Origin of the sequence: Cellulomonas sp. A375-1, assembly GCF_001040865.1 — a bacterium.
Classification (GTDB): Bacteria; Actinomycetota; Actinomycetes; order Actinomycetales; family Cellulomonadaceae; genus Cellulomonas; species Cellulomonas gelida.
This window is the reverse complement of sequence record NZ_LFKW01000115.1, coordinates 16,455-36,303: the sequence shown is the minus strand read 5'-3', so window position 1 is coordinate 36,303 and position 19,849 is coordinate 16,455. Positions and strand designations below refer to the sequence as shown.

General features: G+C 74.0%; 15 protein-coding genes and 1 tRNA gene. 10 read left to right on the top strand and 6 right to left on the bottom strand.

What is annotated here, in order from left to right:
* From CWIS_RS18950 to CWIS_RS11910, 8 genes are all read left to right on the top strand, one after another.
* Positions 1-2,579: hypothetical protein (locus tag CWIS_RS18950; protein WP_231583830.1), on the top strand; the 2,579-nt coding region annotated here is incomplete at its 5' end.
* A 135-nt stretch (positions 2,580-2,714) separates the two neighbouring features.
* Positions 2,715-4,742, top strand: coding sequence for an Ig-like domain repeat protein (locus tag CWIS_RS11940; RefSeq protein WP_048343521.1), 2,028 nt, complete (start codon positions 2,715-2,717; stop codon positions 4,740-4,742).
* 18 nt (positions 4,743-4,760) lie between these two features.
* A complete protein-coding gene (locus tag CWIS_RS11935; protein WP_048343520.1) occupies positions 4,761-5,657 on the top strand; it encodes a sortase in 897 nt (298 codons plus the stop codon).
* Between the two features lie 180 nt (positions 5,658-5,837).
* Positions 5,838-6,602 (top strand): phosphate ABC transporter ATP-binding protein, encoded by a 765-nt coding sequence (locus tag CWIS_RS11930; RefSeq protein ID WP_082156422.1) that lies wholly within the window; start codon positions 5,838-5,840, stop codon positions 6,600-6,602.
* A 163-nt stretch (positions 6,603-6,765) separates the two neighbouring features.
* The gene (locus CWIS_RS11925; protein WP_048343519.1) at positions 6,766-8,994 is read left to right on the top strand and encodes a glycoside hydrolase domain-containing protein; all 2,229 of its coding nucleotides are present in this window, start codon (positions 6,766-6,768) and stop codon (positions 8,992-8,994) included.
* A 74-nt stretch (positions 8,995-9,068) separates the two neighbouring features.
* Positions 9,069-10,376, top strand: coding sequence for a glycosyltransferase (locus tag CWIS_RS11920; RefSeq protein WP_048343518.1), 1,308 nt, complete (start codon positions 9,069-9,071; stop codon positions 10,374-10,376).
* A 276-nt stretch (positions 10,377-10,652) separates the two neighbouring features.
* Positions 10,653-11,294, top strand: a complete 642-nt coding sequence (locus CWIS_RS11915; RefSeq protein WP_048343517.1) for a hypothetical protein — start codon at positions 10,653-10,655, stop codon at positions 11,292-11,294.
* Positions 11,295-11,380: 86 nt separating this feature from the next.
* Complete coding sequence (locus tag CWIS_RS11910) at positions 11,381-12,223, top strand: hypothetical protein (RefSeq protein ID WP_048343516.1); 843 nt, start codon at positions 11,381-11,383, stop codon at positions 12,221-12,223.
* Positions 12,224-12,235: 12 nt separating this feature from the next.
* On the opposite strand, the gene CWIS_RS11905 is transcribed toward CWIS_RS11910, so the two are convergent.
* The 4 genes from CWIS_RS11905 to CWIS_RS11890 all read right to left on the bottom strand — a co-directional run bounded on the left by CWIS_RS11905 (position 12,236) and on the right by CWIS_RS11890 (position 17,083).
* Positions 12,236-13,864: a hypothetical protein gene (locus tag CWIS_RS11905; protein ID WP_048343515.1), complete on the bottom strand. Its 1,629-nt coding sequence runs from the start codon at positions 13,862-13,864 to the stop codon at positions 12,236-12,238.
* A gap of 102 nt (positions 13,865-13,966) precedes the next feature.
* Positions 13,967-14,866 (bottom strand): GNAT family N-acetyltransferase, encoded by a 900-nt coding sequence (locus CWIS_RS11900; RefSeq protein ID WP_048343514.1) that lies wholly within the window; start codon positions 14,864-14,866, stop codon positions 13,967-13,969.
* A gap of 95 nt (positions 14,867-14,961) precedes the next feature.
* Positions 14,962-16,605 carry a methyl-accepting chemotaxis protein gene (locus tag CWIS_RS11895; RefSeq protein ID WP_082156421.1) on the bottom strand — a complete coding sequence of 548 codons (1,644 nt, stop codon included), beginning with the start codon at positions 16,603-16,605 and terminating at the stop codon, positions 14,962-14,964.
* Between the two features lie 395 nt (positions 16,606-17,000).
* Positions 17,001-17,083, bottom strand: a tRNA-Leu gene (locus CWIS_RS11890).
* Between the two features lie 114 nt (positions 17,084-17,197).
* Between CWIS_RS11890 and CWIS_RS11885 the strand changes: the two genes are divergently transcribed.
* Positions 17,198-17,980: an SDR family oxidoreductase gene (locus CWIS_RS11885; RefSeq protein ID WP_048343513.1), complete on the top strand. Its 783-nt coding sequence runs from the start codon at positions 17,198-17,200 to the stop codon at positions 17,978-17,980.
* 10 nt (positions 17,981-17,990) lie between these two features.
* On the opposite strand, the gene CWIS_RS19470 is transcribed toward CWIS_RS11885, so the two are convergent.
* Entirely contained in the window at positions 17,991-18,539 is a 549-nt protein-coding gene (locus CWIS_RS19470; RefSeq protein WP_053071696.1) for a superinfection immunity protein, read from the bottom strand.
* Positions 18,540-18,554: 15 nt separating this feature from the next.
* Positions 18,555-19,316 carry a type I methionyl aminopeptidase gene (gene map / locus CWIS_RS11875; RefSeq protein ID WP_048343524.1) on the bottom strand — a complete coding sequence of 254 codons (762 nt, stop codon included), beginning with the start codon at positions 19,314-19,316 and terminating at the stop codon, positions 18,555-18,557.
* Positions 19,317-19,441: 125 nt separating this feature from the next.
* On the opposite strand from map, the gene CWIS_RS11870 reads away from it, so the two are divergent.
* A complete protein-coding gene (locus CWIS_RS11870; protein ID WP_048343512.1) occupies positions 19,442-19,798 on the top strand; it encodes a YciI family protein in 357 nt (118 codons plus the stop codon).
* Positions 19,799-19,849 lie beyond the last annotated feature (51 nt).

The following is a 19,849-nucleotide window of genomic DNA, read 5'->3' as shown; positions in this document are numbered from 1 at the left end:
GCGCGTCGGGCCGCGGCGGGTGCGGCGTGACCCCGCAGCGCCTGCGCCGGTTCGGCGCGTGGCTCACGGCCACGGGCACGCTCGTCGTCGCGCTGGGGGCGGGGATGCTCGCCGCGGCTGGCGCTCCGGCCGGCGCCGCGGACCGCACGCAGACCGGGAGCTCGCACGTCGTGCAGGCGTGGGCGGACGCGTCGGTCGTGGGCACGCGCGAGCCGTCCGACGACGACTACGCGACGTTCCGTGACCTCGAGGTCACGGTCAGCCAGACGCGGGACCTCACGCACCAGGGGGTCGTGGTCTCGTGGTCGGGCGGGCGCCCGACGAGTGCGGGCCGGTTCGCGACGAACTTCCTGCAGGTGATGCAGTGCTGGGGCGACGAGGCCAGCGGCCCGACCCCCGAGCAGTGCCAGTGGGGCGCGCCGAACCCCGCGCTGTCGTCGCTGCTGGGCGACCGCGTGGGGCTGCGCACGCTCAAGGCCGGGGAGGACGAGCGGCAGGCGTACGACGCGGCGCACCAGGTCCCACCGCCGATCACCAACCCGAACCTCAAGGCGTACGCGATGCCGTTCACGCCCGTCGGCGGCACGCCGGTCACCGACGTCGCGGACTACTTCACGCCGACCTCGACGAACGAGATCACGGGCGCCCGCACGGGCGACGACGGCACCGGCGCGGCCACCTTCGAGGTGCAGACCGCGCTCGAGGCACCGCACCTGGGCTGCGGCGAGGCGCGTGGGTCCGGCGCGGCGCGCGCGTGCTGGCTCGTCGTCGTGCCGCGCGGCGAGCTGCTCGCCGACGGCACGTTCGCGCAGGACACGCCCTCGGGCGCGATCGCGGGCTCGCCGCTGTCCGCGTCGAACTGGGCGAACCGCATGGTGTTCCCGCTGCAGTTCTCCCCGATCGGGTCGTCGTGCCCGATGGGCAGCGCCGAGCAGCGCCTGGTCGGCAACGAGCTGTTCTCCGCCGCGATGACGTCGTGGCAGCCCGCCCTGTGCCGCACGGGCACGACGTTCGGGTTCTCGCAGGTCGGGGACGACGAGGCGCGCGCGCAGCTGGTCAGCACGGTCCCGGGCGCGTCCGGCTTCGCGGTCGTGAACGAGCCGGTGCCGAGCGAGCCGGCAGCGGGCGCCGAGGACCCCGTCGAGGACACCGGCCTGCGCTACGCGCCGCTCGCGCAGGGCGCGATCGTCATCGCGTTCCAGATCGACCGCGCGCTGCGCGCCGACAGCCCGGACATCGGACGGGCGGGGACGCCCGTCGAGGACCTCGTGCTCAACGCGCGGCTCGTCGCGAAGCTGCTCACGCAGTCCTACCGCGCCGACGTCCCGGGCGGCGGCACGACCGCACCGCTCACGACCAACCCGCGCAGCATCGTCAACGACCCCGAGCTCGTCGCGCTCAACCCCGAGCTCGCCCAGCTCGTGGCGACCGCCGCGCCCGAGGGCCTCCTGGTGAGCATCGGCTCGTCGGACGCGTACGCGCAGCTGTGGCGCTGGATCGTCGCGGACCCGTACGCGCGCGCGTTCCTGCAGGGCGAGCCCGACGAGTACGGCATGCGGATCAACCCCGTGTACGCCGCGCTCGCCCTCGCGGACGACACGAGCCTCGACAGCTTCCCCAAGTCGGACCTCACGACGTACCGGCAGGACGAGACCGTGCCGGCACCGGGCTACGGCACCCTCGACCTGAGGCCGTACACGCAGGACATGGCCGACGCCGCGGTGCGCGTGCAGCGTGCGAACGCCGGCGCGAAGGTCGTGTGGGAGCCGAACAAGGTGCCGCCGTCCTTCGTCTCGTCCGGAGCGCAGCTGCCGGGTCAGCGGTTCGAGCTCGCGGTCACGGACCTGACCTCCGCGCAGCGCTACGGCCTGCGCACGGCGCGGCTCGTGAACGCCGCGGGCCAGGCGGTCGGTGCCGACGACACGAGCATGCGCGCGGCCGTCGACGCGATGGTCCCGACGCCGGTCGAGGGCGTCGTCCGCACGGACCCGGGCACCCGGGTGCTGGGCGCCTACCCGCTGACGCTTGTCGAGTACGCGGGGGTCGCGGTCTGCCGCGCGGACGACGAGCAGCGCGGCGACTACGCGAGCCTCCTGCGCTACGCGGTGACGACCGGGCAGCAGCGCGGCGACGCCAAGGGTCTGCTGCCGCGCGGCTACCTGCCGCTGTCCGAGCGCGACGTGCAGCGCACGCTCGACCTCGCCGAGACCCTCGAGGACGACGCGCAGCTCGCGCAGCTGTGCCCGGCGGAGCCGAGCCCCACCCCGACGCCCACGCCGACCCCGACGCCCACCGCGACGCCGACCACGGCACCCGCCCCCGACCCGGCGGCTCCGGCAGCCCCGCCCGCCCCGGTCCGACCGGCGCCCACGTCCACGCCCGGGTCGACCCCCGCGCCCGCCGCCGACCCCGACACGGGCATCGCCGAGCCGGACGCGCCGCTGACGGGCGCCGCACCGCTCGGGGCCGCGCGGCTCGCGGTCACCGGGTCCATGGGGCTGGGCGCCGCGTGCGCGCTGACCGGGCCGGTGCTCATGCGTCGGGCGCGCGTGCTCGCGGCGCGTGAGTCGTCGCATTGAGCGGCGGAGTTCGTGCCGTGATGACGGGCCGTTGTCAGGCGCGCCACCTGGCGTTCGCCTGCGATTCCTAGGTTGACCTGCGGTGCGGCCTGACCGCGCCGGCACGACCCCTTCGTCGCCTCAGAGAGGAACACCATGAAGGTCTCCACCTTCGGGCGGATCGGCCTGACCGCGGGCCTCGTCGCGCTCGCCGTCAGCACGGTGGGCGCGCCCGCGCTCGCGGACCCGCCGGCCGGCACGTTCGGCACCCTGGCGGGCCTGGGCTCGGACACCACGCAGGACGTCGTCGGCGGACTCGCCACGGCCGTCGGCAGCGGCGTCCTGGCCTCGTACGACGCGACCGGCTCGAGCACCGTCGTGACGCGCTCCGGCGGCGTCGCGGTCCCGCGGGCGAACAACTCCGGCGGCGGACGCGACCTCCTGCGGGTCGCGATCGGCCAGACCGAGACGGCCGCGATCCCGGTCTTCAGCTCGAGCCCCGTGACGGTCACGACCGCGCAGGTCGCGGGCCAGGTGCAGTTCGCGCGCTCGTCGAGCGGCCCCTCCAGCAGCGACGTCACCCCCGACGGCGTGCTGACGTACGTGCCGTTCGCGATCGACGCGGTCTCCTACGCCACGGCGCCGGGCTCGGTCGTGCCCGCCAACCTGACGAAGGCGCAGATCGTCTCGATCTACAAGGGCGAGTACACGAAGGTCGTCGTCAACGGCGGCACCACCACCCTGCAGGGCCCGGCGTACACGCCCGTGGCCGGTGACACCGTCACCGCGATCACCACGTTCCTGCCCGCCGCGGGCTCGGGCACGCGCTCCTACTGGCTGGGCCAGATGGGCATCACCGAGCAGCAGATCTCCGACGGGACGTACCCGAACCTCAAGGCCGTGGACTTCGACGGCGAGTCGGTGCAGGAGCACAAGGGTGCCGCGCTCGTCTCCGGCACCGCGGCGCAGAACGCCGGCGCCATCGCCCCGTTCTCGATCGCGCAGTGGGTCGCGCAGGGCAACGCCAAGGTCACCGACCACCGCGCGGGCGCGCTCATCAACGGCGTGAACGGCGTCGCCGCGACCACGGGCGACGCGGGCGCGCACACCCTCGCGCTCAACTCGTCGTTCAACGCGTTCACCCGTCCCGTCTACAACGTCGTGCCCTCGGCGCTGGCCGACGACCCGACCTCGCAGGTGGCGCGCACGTTCGTCGGCTCGAGCTCGCGCGTGTGCCAGCAGACGTCGACGATCACGTCGTACGGGTTCGGTCTGCTGTCCGGGAGCGTGGCGTGCGGCGACACGACGACGCGCGCGTACCGGGCGTCGACGAGCCAGGTCGCCGTGACGCTCGCGAAGTCGTCGGCCGTCGTCGGCTCGTCGGTCGGCGCGACCGTCTCCGTCACGTCCGTGGGCAACGGCGGCGGCGTCGTGCGCCTCTACTCGGCCACCGACGCGCTGCTCGGCTCGGTCACCGTGCCCGCGGGCGCGTCGACCGCCACGGGCGCCTTCACGCCGACGACCGCCGGCTCGCTCGCGGTGCGCGGCGTGTTCGTCCCGAGCCTGCTCGGGGTGGCCGCCTCGGAGTCCGCCGCGCAGCCGCTCACCGTCGTCGCCGCTGCGGTCGCCTCGACCACCCGCGTGACCGTGAGCTCGCCGCGTACGGTCGGAAAGTCGTTCACGGCGACCGCCACGGTCACGGCGACCAAGCCCGTGCCCGGCACCGTGACGTTCTACGACGGCAGCAAGGTCCTCAAGAAGGTCTCGATCGCGTCGGGCAAGAAGACGGCGACGCTCTCGATCAAGGCGACCAAGACCAGCTACTCGCTCAAGGCCGTGTTCGCGCCGTCGAGCGCCGCGACCGTCAAGGGCTCGACGAGCGCCGTGGTCAAGGTGACCGTCGCCAAGGCGGCCGCGAAGCTCGCCGTGACGGCGCCGTCGAAGATCAGCGCGGGTCGGTCCGCGAAGGTCGTCGTCACGGTGACCGCGACCGGTGTCACGCCGTCCGGCAAGGTCACGGTCAAGGAGGGCAGCAAGGTGCTCGGCACCGCGACGCTCCAGGGCGGCAAGGCGACGATCACGGTCAAGGGCCTCAAGAAGGGCTCGCACACCCTCGTCGTGAGCTACGCCGGCTCGACGACGGTCTCGACCGCGAAGGTCAGCAAGACCGTCAAGGTCGTCTGACGGACTGACGCGCCCACGATGACCACCACCGCCCACCGCCTCGACGTCGCCCTCGCGCCCGTCCCGCCGAGCGAACGCTCCCGCCTGCTCGGCACGACGCTCGCGATCGTCGCCGCCCTGGCGGTGGGCGTGGTGGTCAACGCCGTCCTGCTCTCGCCGCTGCACCACGCGCGCGACCAGCGGCTCGCGTACGCGAGCTTCCGCTACGACCTCGCGAACGGGACCGCGCCCGTCGGTCAGGTCACCCCGTCCGACGAGCTGCTGGCGCTCGGCACGCCCGTGGCGATCGTGCAGATCCCGCGCCTCGGGGTCGACGAGGTCGTGCTCGAGGGCACGACGTCCTCGGTGCTCAAGTCCGGCCCCGGGCACCGGCGCGACACGGTGCTGCCGGGCCAGGCCGGCCCGAGCGTCGTGATGGGCCGGGCCGCCGCGTACGGCGGGGTGTTCGGCTCGATCGCGGCGCTCCGCGCGGGCGACACCGTGCTCACCACCACCGGGCAGGGCACCAGCACGTACGTCGTCTCGGGCGTCCGCCGTCCCGGCGACCCGCTGCCCGACCCGCTCGCGTCCGGCGACGGGCGCCTCACGCTGGTCAGCGCGAGCGGGTCGCGCTGGGCGCCGGACTCGCTCGTGCGCGTCGACGCCGAGCTCGTCACGCCCTCGCTGCCGACGCCCGTGGGCGTGCTGGCCCGGACCGTGCTGGGGGACGACGAGGCCGCGTTCGCCGGTGAGCGCTCGGCGTGGCCCACGTTCCTGCTGGCGCTCGTCGCGCTGGGCGGTGCCGCGGTGCTCGTCGTCGTGATGCGGCGCTGGTGGGGACGCTGGCAGGCGTGGGTCGTGGGGCTGCCGCTCGTCGGCGTGTGCGCCGCGATGGCCGCCGGGGAGCTGTTCTCGCTCCTGCCCAACCTCGTCTGACGCTCATGCCGCGGTGGTCCCCGGTTCGACCGGCGGTGTTCGTCGGGCGTTCACGTCGTCGTCGTCCGGGTGCGGCACGGTGACCCGGTGAGCCTCGACCTCGCGGAAGCGACCCGTGACCCCCTGACCGAGACGCTCGTCCTGGCCGGCGGCCTGGCGCTCCCCGCCGAGCGGCACGCGATGCAGGCGAAGGCGGTCTCGGCGTGGTTCGGCACGCACAAGGTGCTCGAGCGCGTGTCGCTCGACGTGCCGGCGGGCAAGGTCACCGCGCTCATCGGCCCGTCCGGCTGCGGCAAGTCCACGTTCCTGCGGATCCTCAACCGCATGCACGAGCTCGTGCCCTCGGCCGCGCTCGCGGGCGAGGTGCTGCTCGACGGCGAGGACATCTACGACCCGGGCAAGCGCGTGACCCACGCGCGTCGGAACATCGGGATGGTGTTCCAGAAGCCCAACCCGTTCCCGGCGATGTCGATCCAGGACAACGTGGTGGCCGGGCTCGCGCTCACCGGGGTGCGCGTCTCGTCGCGCGCCCGGGCGGACCTCGTCGAGGAGTGCCTGACGCGCGCCGGGCTGTGGAACGAGGTCAAGGACCGGCTCCGCGCGCCGGGCGGGGGACTGTCCGGCGGTCAGCAGCAGCGCCTGTGCATCGCGCGCTCGCTCGCGGTCCGGCCGCGCGTGCTGCTCATGGACGAGCCGTGCTCCGCGCTCGACCCGACGTCCACGCGCCGCGTCGAGGAGACGATCGCCGCGCTGAAGGGCGACATGACGGTCGTGATCGTCACGCACAACATGCAGCAGGCCGCGCGCGTCTCCGACCGGTGCGCGTTCTTCCTGGCCGAGGCGGGCACGCCCGGCGGGATCGTCGAGCACGGCCCGACCGCGGCCATGTTCGGCGACCCGCAGGACCAGCGCACCGCCGACTACGTCAACGGCCGCTTCGGCTGACCCGCGTCGACGCCCAGGTCCGCCGCGGGGACCGGGTCGAGCGTTATCTGCGCGCAACACGGGCGTCACACGGCGCTCGTACCGTCGCAGCAACGGGGCAAGGACAGCGCGGTCGCACCGCGCACCGCCCACCCCGAACGGCGGACGTGAGGGAGGAGCGCGGGTGTTCGAGCACGTGGACCCGTTCATCGGCACGGACGCGACCGACCTGCCCGCGCCCACGGGCCTCGCCGCGACGTGGTGGTGGCCCAAGCCGCAGGTCGGCAACACGCACCCGGGGGCGACGTTCCCGTTCGGCATGGTCTCCGCATGCGCCTACTCGGGTGCCTACCCCACCGGCTACGGACGCTACGACCTGTCGACCGAGGGTCTGCCGCCGGTCCTGCACGACCGGCTCGTCGCGAGCGGGTTCACGCACTTCCAGCAGTCCGGCACGGGCGCGATCCGCAAGTACTACAACTACTTCCGCGTGACGCCGATGCTGCGCCCGCTCGACGACCTCGGCAGCACGTGGGAGATCGTCGACGAGCAGGCGGAGCCCGGGTACTACGCCGCGACGCTCGCCTCGGGGGTGCGCGCGGAGATCACGGTCGGGCCCAAGTCGGCCGTGCACCGGTACACGTTCCCCGCGCACCACGACGCGCGCGTGGTCATCGACTTCTCGCTCGGCGGGCTGGACATCCCGTTCGGACGGACCGTGCCGCTGCGGGCGCACCTGGGCACGGTCGGGGCGGGCTGCGCGGAGGGTGAGGTCGTGGTCGAGGGCGCGCCGCTCGCGGTGCGTGTCGAGTGCGACGCCCCGGGCTGGCGGCAGCTGCTCTGGTACGACCGCCGCCTCATGCCGGGCGGCACGCGCCTGGACTTCGACCGCATCCGCCCGACGACGCTGCGGCCGTTCGGCCTCATGTGGGCCGGACCGACGCACGCCGGCCAGGTCGTCGAGCTGCGGTTCGGGTTCTCGCTGCGGGGGGTCGAGCAGGCGCGCGAGTCGCTCGAGCGTGAGTGCGGGCCGGGCCCGCGCTCGTTCGACGAGCGCCGCGCCGCCACGCGCGACGTGTGGCGCGAGCACCTGGGCAAGGTCGCGGTGGACACGCCCTCGTCGGACAAGCAGCAGGTGCTCGCCACGGCGCTGTACCACTCGCTCATCAAGCCGTGCCTCGCGGTCGACGAGTCCCCGTTCTGGCCCACGCCCGGCCCGTTCGCGTTCGACCTGTCGACCATGTGGGACATCTACCGCACGCACCTGCCGCTCATGACGGCGCTCGTGCCGGACAAGGCGGTCGAGCTCGCGAACGCGTTGCTGCAGATCGCCGAGGAGGAGGGCAACCTCCCGATCGGGTACCGCATGGCGCGCGGCGCGGACCGGTTCTCGCGGCAGGGCTCGGCGCTCGCGCACACGTTCCTCGCGGACGTGTGCGCGCTCGAGCTGCCGGGCGTCGACTGGGACTGGGCGCTCGTGCACATGCACGACGACCTGCGCCGTACGTACGGCGAGGAGTACCTGACCAAGGGCATCACCCACCCGGTGAGCCACACGCTCGACATCGCGTTCGGCTACTGGTGCACCGCGGTGGTCGCGGCGCGGGTGGGGGACCGCACGCTCGTCGACCAGCTCAGCGCGCTCGCGGGCGGGTGGTCGCGCGCGTTCGACCCGCGCGACGGGCTGCTCGTCGACTCCACCTGGTACGAGGGCGGCAAGTGGAACTACTCGTTCCGGCTGCTGCACGACATGGCCTCGCGCATCACGCTCGCGGGCGGCGACGACGCGTTCGTCCGGATGCTCGACCGGTTCTTCGGGTTCGGCGCGGACCCCGTCAAGCAGCCCGGGCACGCGCCCGGGATCGACGAGATGACCGCGGGCTACGCCCTGCACCGGTTCGAGGGGCTCAACAACGAGCCGGACATGGAGGCGCCCTGGTCGTACATGTACGCCGGGCGCCCCGACCGCACCGCGCAGGTGGTGCACGACGTGGTGCAGCAGCAGTTCGGCACGGGTCGCGGCGGGCTGCCCGGCAACGACGACTCCGGCGGGCTCTCGTCCTGGTACGTGTGGGCGTCGCTCGGGCTGTTCCCGGTCGCCGGGCAGAACCTGTTCCTGCTCAACGCGCCCGCGTGGCGCGAGGCCCGGCTCGACGTGGGCGGCGCGCCGCTGTCGATCGAGACCACCGGGTTCGTCGAGCCCGAGCCCGGCGGCCCGGCTCAGCACGTGCAATCCGTGCACCTCGACGGTGAGCCGCTCGACCGGCCGTACCTGACGGGTGCCGAGCTGCACCGCGGCGGACGCGTGCTCGTCGGGCTGGGGCCGGAGCCGTCGGGGTGGGGCAGACGACATCGCCCACCCAGCACCCCCGCCCCGGCCGGCAGCAGCCTTCCCCGGCCAGCGACCCGCTGACCGGCGCGGCCCGGCGCCGTCCGTCGGGCACCCACGCGTGATCCCCACCCCCCTGATCCGAGAGGACGACGCCCGTGACCCCTCACGTCGCCCGCCCGAACCGCCGCCTCGTCGTCGTCGTGCGCGCCGATCCCGTCATCTGCGGCCACTCCGGCGAGGCCCGCAACCTCGCCGAGGCCGCGCACGACCGCGGGTTCGACGAGGTGCGGATCGTCACGTGGCCGATCGACCGGCTGCAGGCCGCCGGCCTGCCGCTCAAGCCGCTCGACGGCGTCCTGCCGTACAGCCCGGGGATCGTGGTCGAGCGCCCCGAGCCCGTCGGCGACTACAAGGTGCCCGACGGCCGCTGGCTCGCGGGCCTGACCGGGCGCCTCGTCGAGCTGTTCACCGACGGCGTCCCGACCGTCGCGATGTCGCTCTACCTGTCGCCGCACGCGACCGCGATCGCCGATGCGGTGCACGTCGCTCGTCGGACCGGGCTCCCGGTCGACGTCGTGACGGTGGCCGAGGCCGTCGGCTCCGACGTCACCAACGTGGTGCGCGCGTGCGTCGAGGAGGGCCGGTTCGGCGCCGCCGCGCACGTGCTCGCGTCCTACCTCGAGCACGACGTGTGCCTCGCGGTCTCGCAGTACACGCGCGACCTCGTCGTCGCCGAGGCGGCCGCGCTCGACGCCGAGCACGGGACCCGGTTCGCCGCGCAGCTCGCCGAGCGCGTCGCGATCTCCTACCCGGCCGTGGACGTCGCGGCGTACCTGTCCCGCGACGACGACGAGACCGCGCGCGTGCTGCACGCGCGGGGCCTGACCCACGGCGGGTACGTGCTCTACCTGTCCCGGCTCGCGCACGCCAAGGGCGTCGACGACCTCATCGCCGGCTACGCGCGCTCCGGCGCCCCCGCCGCGGGTCAGCGCCTGGTGATCGCCGGCAACGGCCCGCAGGCCGACGATCTGCACGCGCTCGCGGCCGCGTCGGGCCACGGCGAGCTCGTCACCTTCCTGCACGACGTCACCGACGACGAGAAGGTGCATCTCATGGCGGGCTGCACCACGTTCGTCCTGCCGTCCAAGCCGCGCCCGGAGTTCGTCGAGACGTTCGGGATCGCGCTGGTCGAGAACATGCTGTCCGGCGGCGGGCCGGTGGTGACCACCGTGACCGGGGGGATCGGCGAGGCGGTCGGTGACACCGCGCTGATCGTGCCAGTGTCCGACCCGGACGCGATCGCCGCGGCGATCGACCGGGTCGTGGCGATGGGCGCCGACGAGCGTCGGGCCTGGTCGGCGCGGGCGCGCGAGCACGCGCTGCAGTTCGAGCGCGGCGTGGTCCTGGACAAGATCCTCGCCCGCGTCGCCGCCACCGCCCGCACCCCGGCCCTCACCCACTGAGCCACCGCCCCCACTCGTCGCCCCCACTCGTCGCCCCCACTCGTCGCCCCCACTCGCGCCTTCGTCGCTCCCGCCCGCCGCTTCGTCGTCCGAGCGCCGGTTCGTTGCTCCGAGCCGACGAACCGGCGCGGGAGCGACGAACCGGCTCACGAGACGGTGCGCGCGCGAGCGGGTGCCGACGCGCGGCGACCGGTTCGTGGGCCGTTCGGCCGTCGCGGGGGCGGGTGCGCGGCGGGAACCTGGGTGCCTGCGGGCTGCGCTCAGGGCGGAGGGGTCGTGGCGGTCGAGGTCGTGTGGGTGCCGGTGGGGGCGGGCGAGCGGGTGTCCGTCGTCGCCGTGAGCGGGTGGCTGTTCGAGCGTGCGGTCGCGGCGCTGGCGCGTCGTCGCCCGCGTCGCCTCGTGCACGCGGCGCTCGTCGTCCACCTGCCACCACCGCCCGGCCCCGACGTGAGCGCGCGCGCCACGTGGACCGTCGAGATGGTGCCGGCGTGGGCGGGTCCACCGGGCACGGCCGTGGCGCTGTCGGGGCCGGTCGGGCTCAAGGTGCTGGGCCGCTCGCGCTGGTTCCGGTACGAGGTGCGCGTGCGCCCGGGCGTCGCGATCCCCGACGTCGCGTACGCGGTCGCGCGCACGGAGCTCGACGAGGGCGACGAGCGCGCGGGCCTGCTGCTCGCGTGCACGTCCGACGTGCCGGAGCTGACGTGGGGCCGGCCCGTCGGGACCGCGGGCATGTGGAACTCGAACTCGGTCGTCGCGTGGCTGCTGCGCGCGTCGGGCCACGACCTGAAGGACGTGCGGCCGCCGGACGGGTGGCGTGCGCCCGGGTGGGAGGCCGGTCTGGCGGTCGGTGCCGGCCGCGCGTCACGGCAGCCCGGGAGGGTGCTCGGGGTCTGGGGGCCCCACAGTCGCGTGACGTGACGTCCTGGTGGGCGAGTCGACAGCCCGCGGGACGAACCGCCACAATCACGACGTCCTGCCTGTGAGCCGACGAAGGGGACGCGCACATGTCCGGGTCCACCCCGCGGGAGATCCCCGTCCCGCGCGTCCCGACGAGCGTGCGGCTGCTGTGCGGCATCGGCGGGACGGGGCTCGTCGTGCTGGGATGCGTCGCGGTGTTCGTCTCCGAGAACAGCGCCGGCACGGCAGCGGTGATCGCCGCCGGGATCGCGCTCCTGCTCGTCGCGGTGCTCGCCGACCGCATCACGGCGGTCGAGGCCGGTGGCGTGAAGGTCGAGCTGGGCAAGGTGGCCGCGCGCAAGCTCGACGAGGCCGACGAGGCGGAGGACCAGGGCGACCACGAGCGCGCGGCAGAGCTGCGCGACGAGGCGCGCGCGCTGATCACGGGCAACGCCGACGACATCGCGCGGTTCGCGCGGACGCGACGGTCGTCACCGGGCTGGCGGCGCTCGGCCGACCAGGAGCTGCAGGTGCGCGCGTGGGCCCAGGACGCGCAGGAGAAGAAGCCGACGAGGGAGGCCCTCGAGGCCCTCTACGCCGACGCTCGCGAGGAGTTCTCCGTCGGCGTCGAGGAGCGCCGGGTCATGGTGCTGGCGATGATGAGCGGCTACCCGCCCGCGGCCAGCCACGCGGTCGCGACCAGGGCGATCACCGAGCCCGTGAGCGCGTTCGAGCAGTACCACGGCCTCGTCGTCGCGCACGTGCTCGCGCTGCACGACCCGGGCTCGGCCGCGACCCACGCGCTGCGCGAGGTGGTGGCCGAGGCCCTGGCGTCCGGCGGTCTCGGCCACGCCGGCACGGATCGCGTCGCCCTGGCCCGCCGCGTGCTCGAGCTCGTGCCGACGCGCCCGCACGCGACCGCTGACCCCGCGCGCACACCGCGCGGCTGATCCCGCACCGCGTCAGTCCTTCGGGAGCGCCGTGCCCTGCGGGTCGCGCGACCACCTCAGCACCTTGGTCGCGTCGGTCTCCAGCTCGTCCCACGTCACCCGGTGCTTGAACATGCTGCGGAACTCGAACGGCAGCAACGGCGCGGCGGGGTCCGACGCGTCCACGCCCACCTCGTTCATCCCCCCGAACAGCACCTGCTGGCTGACCTGCTCGTCACTGCCCAGACCGGCGCGCACGTACTCGCCCAGGGACGCGCTGCCGACGGCCGGGTCGTCGCTCGTCAGGCTGTAGCCCTCGGTGAGGTCCACGCCGAGCTTCTCGCCCAGGTGATCGGAGAACGTGTCGAGGATCTCCTCGACGTTGGCGGAGAGATACCCCTGGGCGGCCGGGTCCAGCATCGAGAACGCCAGTGCGAGCGAGGCCCGGGGGAGCGCGACGACCTTGTTCTTCGGCTGCCCCTTGCCGAACGGCTCGCTGGCGGCCGCACGATCACGAAGGCGCTCCCGCGGCTCTCGGCGGTCGTCGAGCTTCGTCTTCTTCTTCTTGAGCTTCTCGAGCCGGTCCGTCTCGTCAGGGGTCAGACCGGACGTCGCCTCCTTGCGCTCGAGCGCGCGGATCTTGGTTCGCAGGCTCTTCACGGGCTTGTCCGTCTTGGCGAGCACCCTCTCGGCGTCCTCGCGCTGCAGGCCGACCGTCCGGTCGATGAACACCCGCATCTGCATGTAGGTCAGCGCGAGCTGGCCGAGGACCTCCTGCTGGACGTCGGCGGTGAACGCGACCGCGGGAGGCGTCGTCACCAGGACGCGCGCCGCGACCTCGCGGGCGTCCGTCGACAGCTGGACCCCCCGGGTCGAGGCAGTGTCCTTGCGGCTGACGTTCGTGACCTTCGTCAGCATCGTGTGCCAGTCGCGGGGCCGGAAGCCGACCGTGTAGTGGACGTACACCTTGCCGTCGTCGCCGGCGGGGTCCGGGCTCGGCGCGACGCGGAACGTCGAGGTGTCGCCGTGGACGCTGGCCTTGGCCTGGTACTCGTCCCCCGGGCCCGCCGCCACGCCGTGGGCGGTGACGTGCGGGACGACCGTCCCGAGCGCGCCATGACCCGCGTAGAGACGGTCGCGCAGCGTCTTCATCGCGGTCAGGCGGACCTGGAGCTGGGCGATCGCGTCGGCCTCCGAGCCGGCGAGCTGGTCGAAGTGCTTCATGACGAACTCGAGGTTCGAGTACTGGATCCTCTTGTCCCGAGCGTTGACGAACGACGTCTTGTCGGACACCAGGGAGAAGTGCGGGTGGCTGAGCACCTTCGTGTCGCCCTCGGCGACCTTGGCTCCCGTGGGCGTCTGGATCTGCCTCTTCGTCTCCGCCTCGAGCCCCATGCTGCGCCGGATCGTCAGGGGACGGGGTGCGGTCGGCGGCGCGTCCGGCTCGTCACCCCCGTACCGGCGGAGCGCGCCCAGCGGGCGGATGGTGGGCTCGGCGTCGGGCCGCCGGGTGCCGGTCGCGCCATCGGGTTCGTGGCCTGCGACGACGAACGGCACGGGACTGGGAGCGAGGTGCGACGCGGCGGGTGCGCCGGGCGCGGCGGGACCACCCTGCTTGCGCTCAGGCGCCGCGTGCGGTGCCGCGTGCTGCTGCTCGGACATCTGCGCCCCCGGCCGAAGTCGTCCTCGCCAGGTTCTCGCCGCGGGGCCGGGCCGTCAACCGCCGCGGGTCGCACGGGTTCCTGACGAGGCGCGCGGGCCGCGCTACGCGCGCCCGGCGGTGCCGGTCCTGCGTCGCCGGAGCGGGCCGGTGACGTCGGGGCGCCAGCCGAACCGACGCGTCGGCCGCGCGGTCGCGGCCGGCACGCGGTAGTACGGCAGGTGGAGCGTGGGGCGGAAGCCCAGGGTCGTCGCGAGCCGGTACGAGCCGACGTTGTCCTCGCGGCACGACCACACGGGCGTCAGGTGCGAGACGAGCAGGTTGTCGATCATGGCCGCCGCGGCGGTCGTCGCGAGGCCGCGTCGCCTCCAGTCGGGCGCGGTCTCGATCCCGAGCTCGACCTGACGGCCCGCCCGGTACGACGCGAACGCCATCGCCGCGACCTGCGGCCCGTCGGCGAGCACCCACCCGCCGCCGTTGGCCAGGAACGTGTCCGCGTCGGGCCAGAACTCGCTCGGCACCACCGACCCGGGCCAGTCGAAGTCCGCGCGCACCGTGCGGCGCACCTGCCACGGCTCGACGGGCAGGTGCTCGTCGCGCCGCTCCCAGAACGCGCCGGCGTCGAACGTGAAGTTCACGCGCGTGTGCCGCACGACGCGCTCACCGCCCGCGAGCTGGTCGTGGTCCTCGAACGGGACGGCGTCGAGCGTGTCGTCCCAGTCGATCGCGTCCCAGCGCGGGTCGACCTGCAACCACTCGCCCTGCCCCTCGTCGGCCCGCTCGCGCAGGTACGCGACGACCAGGTCGAGGGCCTCGTCGACCGCGTCGCCCCAGACGAGCGACATGCCGTACGGGTGCACGGCGTGGAACGCGCGCGGGTCCTCGGCGCGGTCCGCCCACAGCTCACCGGCGACCGTCTCCTCGACCACCGCGCGGGCGAACGCGGTGTTCATGGGGACCTCGGCGAGGGTGCGTGCCGCGATCGCGCGCAGATCGGTGCTCACGAGATCTCCAGGACGGGCCGATCACCGTCGCGTGGGGCACCCGCCCGTTCGTCCCGCGTCGGACGACGAGGCCGGGCGCCACCGGCGGCGGCGGATCAGAAGGTGAACGTGGCCACCTGCTCACGCAGGCTGCGCGACAGGCTGGCGAGCTCGGCCACGTGGTCGGAGACAGATCCTACGGCGCGGGTGCTCGACAGCGCGGAGGCCGCGACGCCGGTGATGTTGGTCGCGATCTCGCCCGAGCCGGTCGCGGCCTCCGCGACGCCGCGCGACATCTCGTTCGTCGTGGCGGTCTGCTCTTCCACGGCCGAGGCGATCGTCAGCTGGTACTGGTTGATGTTCGCGATGATCGTGCCGATCTCGCCGATCGCCGTCACCGCACCGGTGGTGTCCTGCTGGATCGCCTCGACCCGACGTGCGATGTCCTCGGTGGCCTTCGCGGTCTCGTTCGCGAGCTCCTTGACTTCACCCGCGACCACGGCGAAGCCCTTGCCGGCCTCCCCGGCCCGCGCGGCCTCGATCGTCGCGTTGAGCGCGAGCAGGTTGGTCTGCTGCGCAATCGTCGTGATGAGCTTGACGACATTGCCGATCTCGGCCGACGAGGTCCCCAGCCGGGTCACGGTGTCGTTCGCGTGGGCCGCCATGTCGGTGGCCGTGGTCGCGACCTTCGCGGCGTCGGCGGCGTTCTGTGCGATCTCCCGGATCGAGCTGCCCATCTGCTCGGCGCCCGCCGCAACCGCGTGCACGTTGCGCGAGACCTGCTCGGCCGCCTCGGCCACGACCCCCGCCTGCGCGGACGTCTCCTCGGACCCCGCGACGACCTGCGACGACGCGGCGGACAGCGACTCCGACGACGCCGCCACCGCGGCCGCCGCGTCCACCACGCGCGACAGCGTGGCGCCCACGGCCTCCTGCGCGGTGGTGAGCGACGCGGCCATCTGTCCGAGCTCGTCGGAGGTCGTCACGCGTGCGCGGACGGTCAGGTCGCCGCGGGCGAGCGCGGTGACCGCGACCTGCAGAGCCTGGACCGCGCGCCGCAACGAGCTCGCCAGCGCCAGCCCGAGCGCGAGCAGCGCCGCGACGCCGACCGCCAGGGTCACGAGCAGGAGCGTGATCTCCCGCGCGGCGTCCGCCTCGGCCTCGCGCGCCATGGCGTCGAGGTCGGCCGCGACCCCCTGCTCGACGGCGTGCAGGTTGTCGAGCATCTGCCCCCCGACCGCGGCCACCTCCTCGCGCGCCGCCTGGAACGCCTCGCGGTCACCTGCCCGCGCGACGGCGACGAGCTTCTGCTGCACCGCGCCGCGGTATGCGTCGAGCGTGGACTGGAACGCGGAGAACTCGTCCGGGAGTGCGGCGCCGTTCGTCGAGTACTCGCCCTTGAACCGGGAGACGGCGCTGTCGAGGGCGACGCTCGCATCGGCGTAGGCGTCGACGCTCGCCTCGACGTCGTCGCCCACGTACGTCCCGATCACGGCGACCTCGTGGCGCACCGTCCACAGCGCGTCCTTGAGCTCCTGCAAAGCGGCGGACACGGACGTCTGCGTGCGCGCCATCTCGGCGGTCGTCGCGCGCAGCCGGCCCGTGCTGGCCGTCGCGAGCAGCCCGATCGTCAACGCCACGACGATCGCGACCGCGACGACACCCAGCACCTTGGTGCGCACGGCGATGCGGAACGAGAGCCGAGGCGCCGCGAACCGGGGCGCCGGGAGTCGGGGTAGGGAGAGTCGTGGCAGCGACATCGTGGGCTCCAGAGTCTGGTGCGGCAGCAGTGCCGCTGGTCGTCCCGATCGGCTGCGGGAGCGCCGCGCTGACCGATGTGAGCCCGCGACCTGCGCGTTTCATCCGGACGAGTGAGGTGCCCCGTCACCTGATGGGTGGTTCACCGCTCTCGCGGAGCGCCCGCCTCGTCATCCGAGGGCGGACGGGGGCGACGACGGGACCGACGCGCCGCCGCCCGTCACGGTCAGCGCCCGACCGTCACGGTCCGGAGGTAGTCCGACGACCGACGACCGTGGGGGCCGCACCGACGCCCGCCCCCGCGGCCGCCCGTCCGCCCCTTCCTGCGGGCGCACGCCGGGCAAGCAGAAGGGCCTCTGACCCGGGTCATACCCTGGTCAGAGGCCCTTGCTCTGTGTGCGCGAGGGGGGATTTGAACCCCCACGCCCTTTCGGACACTGGCACCTGAAGCCAGCGCGTCTGCCGTTCCGCCACTCGCGCGCGCTGCAGAAGGCTAGCACGATCGAGAGGCCCTCCTGTCCACCCGACGGGCCACCGACCCGCCCTCGGAACGGTCGCTGGTGCGCCGGACGCGTGGGCGGCGAGGATGGCGCCATGACCGACGACGCGCCCGTGCTGGTGACCGGTGGAACAGGGATGCTCGGGCGTGAGGTGGTCGCCGAGCTCGTCCGACGAGGGCGCGCGGTGCGGGTGCTGAGCCGTCGCCCGGGGCCGTCGGTTCCGGGGGTCGAGCGGGTCGTCGGTGACCTGACGACGGGGGAGGGTGTCGACGACGCGCTCGCGGGCGTCACGTGCGTGATCCACTGCGCGAGCGAGCCGGCCAAGCCCGCGCACGACGTGACCGCCGCCGCCCGGCTCCTGCTCGCGGCGCGCAGCACGGGCGGTGCCGCGCCGCACGTCGTGTACATCTCGATCGTCGGCGTCGACCGGATCCCGTACTCCTACTACCGCGCCAAGCACCAGGTCGAGGAGCTGCTCAAGGCCGGCGACGTGCCGTGGACGGTCCTGCGCACGACGCAGTTCCACCCGTTCGTCGCGCTGCTGCTGGACCGCCTCACGCTCGGGCCGGTGACGGTCCTGCCCAGCGGCACGAGTCTGCAGCCGGTCGACGTGGGCGAGGTCGCCGCGCGGCTCGTCGACCTCGTCGAGGCCGGGCCGTCGGGCCGGGTCGAGGACATGGGCGGGCCGCAGGTGCTCACCGTCGACGAGGTCGTCGAGACGCTCGAGCGAGCGACCGGGCGCCGGTGGCGCACCGTGTACGTGCGGCTACCGGGCAAGGCGTTCGCCGCGTTCCGCGCCGGGCACCAGCTCACGCCCGGCCACGCCACGGGTCGTCGGACGTTCGCGGAGGCTGTCGCGCCCTCGTCGGACGGCTGAACCCGTCCGGTCAGGCGACGTGACCCGTCCAGCGCGCCCCGTCCCAGAAGCCGTACCGGCCGTTCGCCAGCGGGTACCAGCCCGGCGGCACGGCCACGGGCGCGGGGTGGAGCACGCCGTGCGGCAGGCACGCCCACACGAGCGTCGCGACCCACCCGACGAGGGTCCAGCCGAGCAGCAGGTTGACCCAGAAGATGCCCCACCGCGCGGCCTTGCCGCGGGTCGCGGCGATCGCCCACGGCAGCAGGTAGAAGCTCGTGAACACGGTGACGACCCACGCGACCACCACGACCGCGCTCGACGGCGGCACCTGGTCCGTGCGCGTGGCGAGCCAGGGCGGCGGCGGGCCGGTCGGCGCCGGCGGGTAGACCGTGACGTCGTACGGCTGCACGGGCGCGACGTCGTCGTGCACGCCCCACGCGGAGCCCGGTGTGCCCGGAGGCGACACCGGCGGCGTGCCGTAGACGGGCGTGGGCGGGCCGGACGAGACCACCGGGACCCCGTACGGGCTCGTCGGCGGCACGTCGTACGGGCCGCGGTCGCTCTCGGTGCCCCCCACGGCGGTCCCCTTCCGTCAGTCGCGTGCGGTCAGGACGAGCGGGCCGTCCTTGGTCAGCGCGACGGTGTGCTCGAAGTGCGCGGCGAGCGACCCGTCCGTCGAGCGGATGGTCCAGCCGTCGTCGTCGACGACGTACCCGTTGCCGCCCGACATGAACCACGGCTCGATCGCGATGACGAGCCCCTCCTGCAGCTTCAGGCCGCTGCGGCGGCGCCCGTCGTTCGGGACGTGCGGGTCCTCGTGCATCGTGCGGCCCACGCCGTGCCCGCCGAAGTCGGTGTTGATGCCGTACCCGGCCTGGTGCCCGACGTCCCCGATCGCCGCGGAGATGTCGCCCATGCGCCCACCGACCTTCGCCGCCGCGATGCCCGCGTACAGCGCGCGCTCGGTGGTCTCGATGAGGCGCTGGGCCTCGGGCGTCGTCGTCCCGACCTGGAACGTGATCGCGGAGTCCGCGACCCACCCCTGCACCTGCGCCGCGAAGTCGATCGACAGCACGTCGCCGTCGGCCAGCACGTACGGCGACGGCAGGCCGTGCAGCGCGGCGTCGTTCACCGACGTGCACAGCACGCCCGGGTACGGGATCGCGCCGAACGAGGGGTGGTAGCCGAGGTACACCGAGTGCGCGCCCGCGTCGTCGATCATCCGGTGCGCGTGGTCGTCGAGCGCCTGCAGCGTCATCCCGACCTTCGCGACGTCGCGCAACGACGAGAGCACGCCGGCGACGAACTTCCCCGCGGGGCGCATCGCCGTCAGCTCGGACCTGGTCTTCAGCATCACGCCCTCACCTTGCCACCTCGCGGCGGTCCGCCGTAGCCGCATCGCCCCTACTGTCGAACCGGCGTCCCGCGCCCCGTCACCTCGACGAGCGGGACGGTCCCGCACACCCTCGGGAGGACGACATGACCACGGCGACCCACCTGGTGCTGCTGCGCGGCGACGAGCGTGCGTGGGAGGCGCGCACCGACGACGAGATCGCGGCCAACGACGCCGCGCACGTCCGTTTCAACGCGCTCGCCGCCGAGCGCGGGCACACGATCATCCGCGGCGAGGAGCTGGGCCCGACCGCCGTGGGGAAGGTCGTGCGACGACGAGCCGGCACGACGACGACCGTGACCGACGGCCCGTTCGGCGAGACGACCGAGATCGTCGGCGGCCTCTACCTCGTCGCGACGACGGACGTCGACGACCTGGCCACCCTCGTCGCCGACACCCTCACCGAAGACGCCGAGATCCGCCCCCTCGTCCCCCACCCCTGACCCCTCCAACCCGCCTCGCCCGCGCCCCCACCCGCCGACCCCACCCGCCGA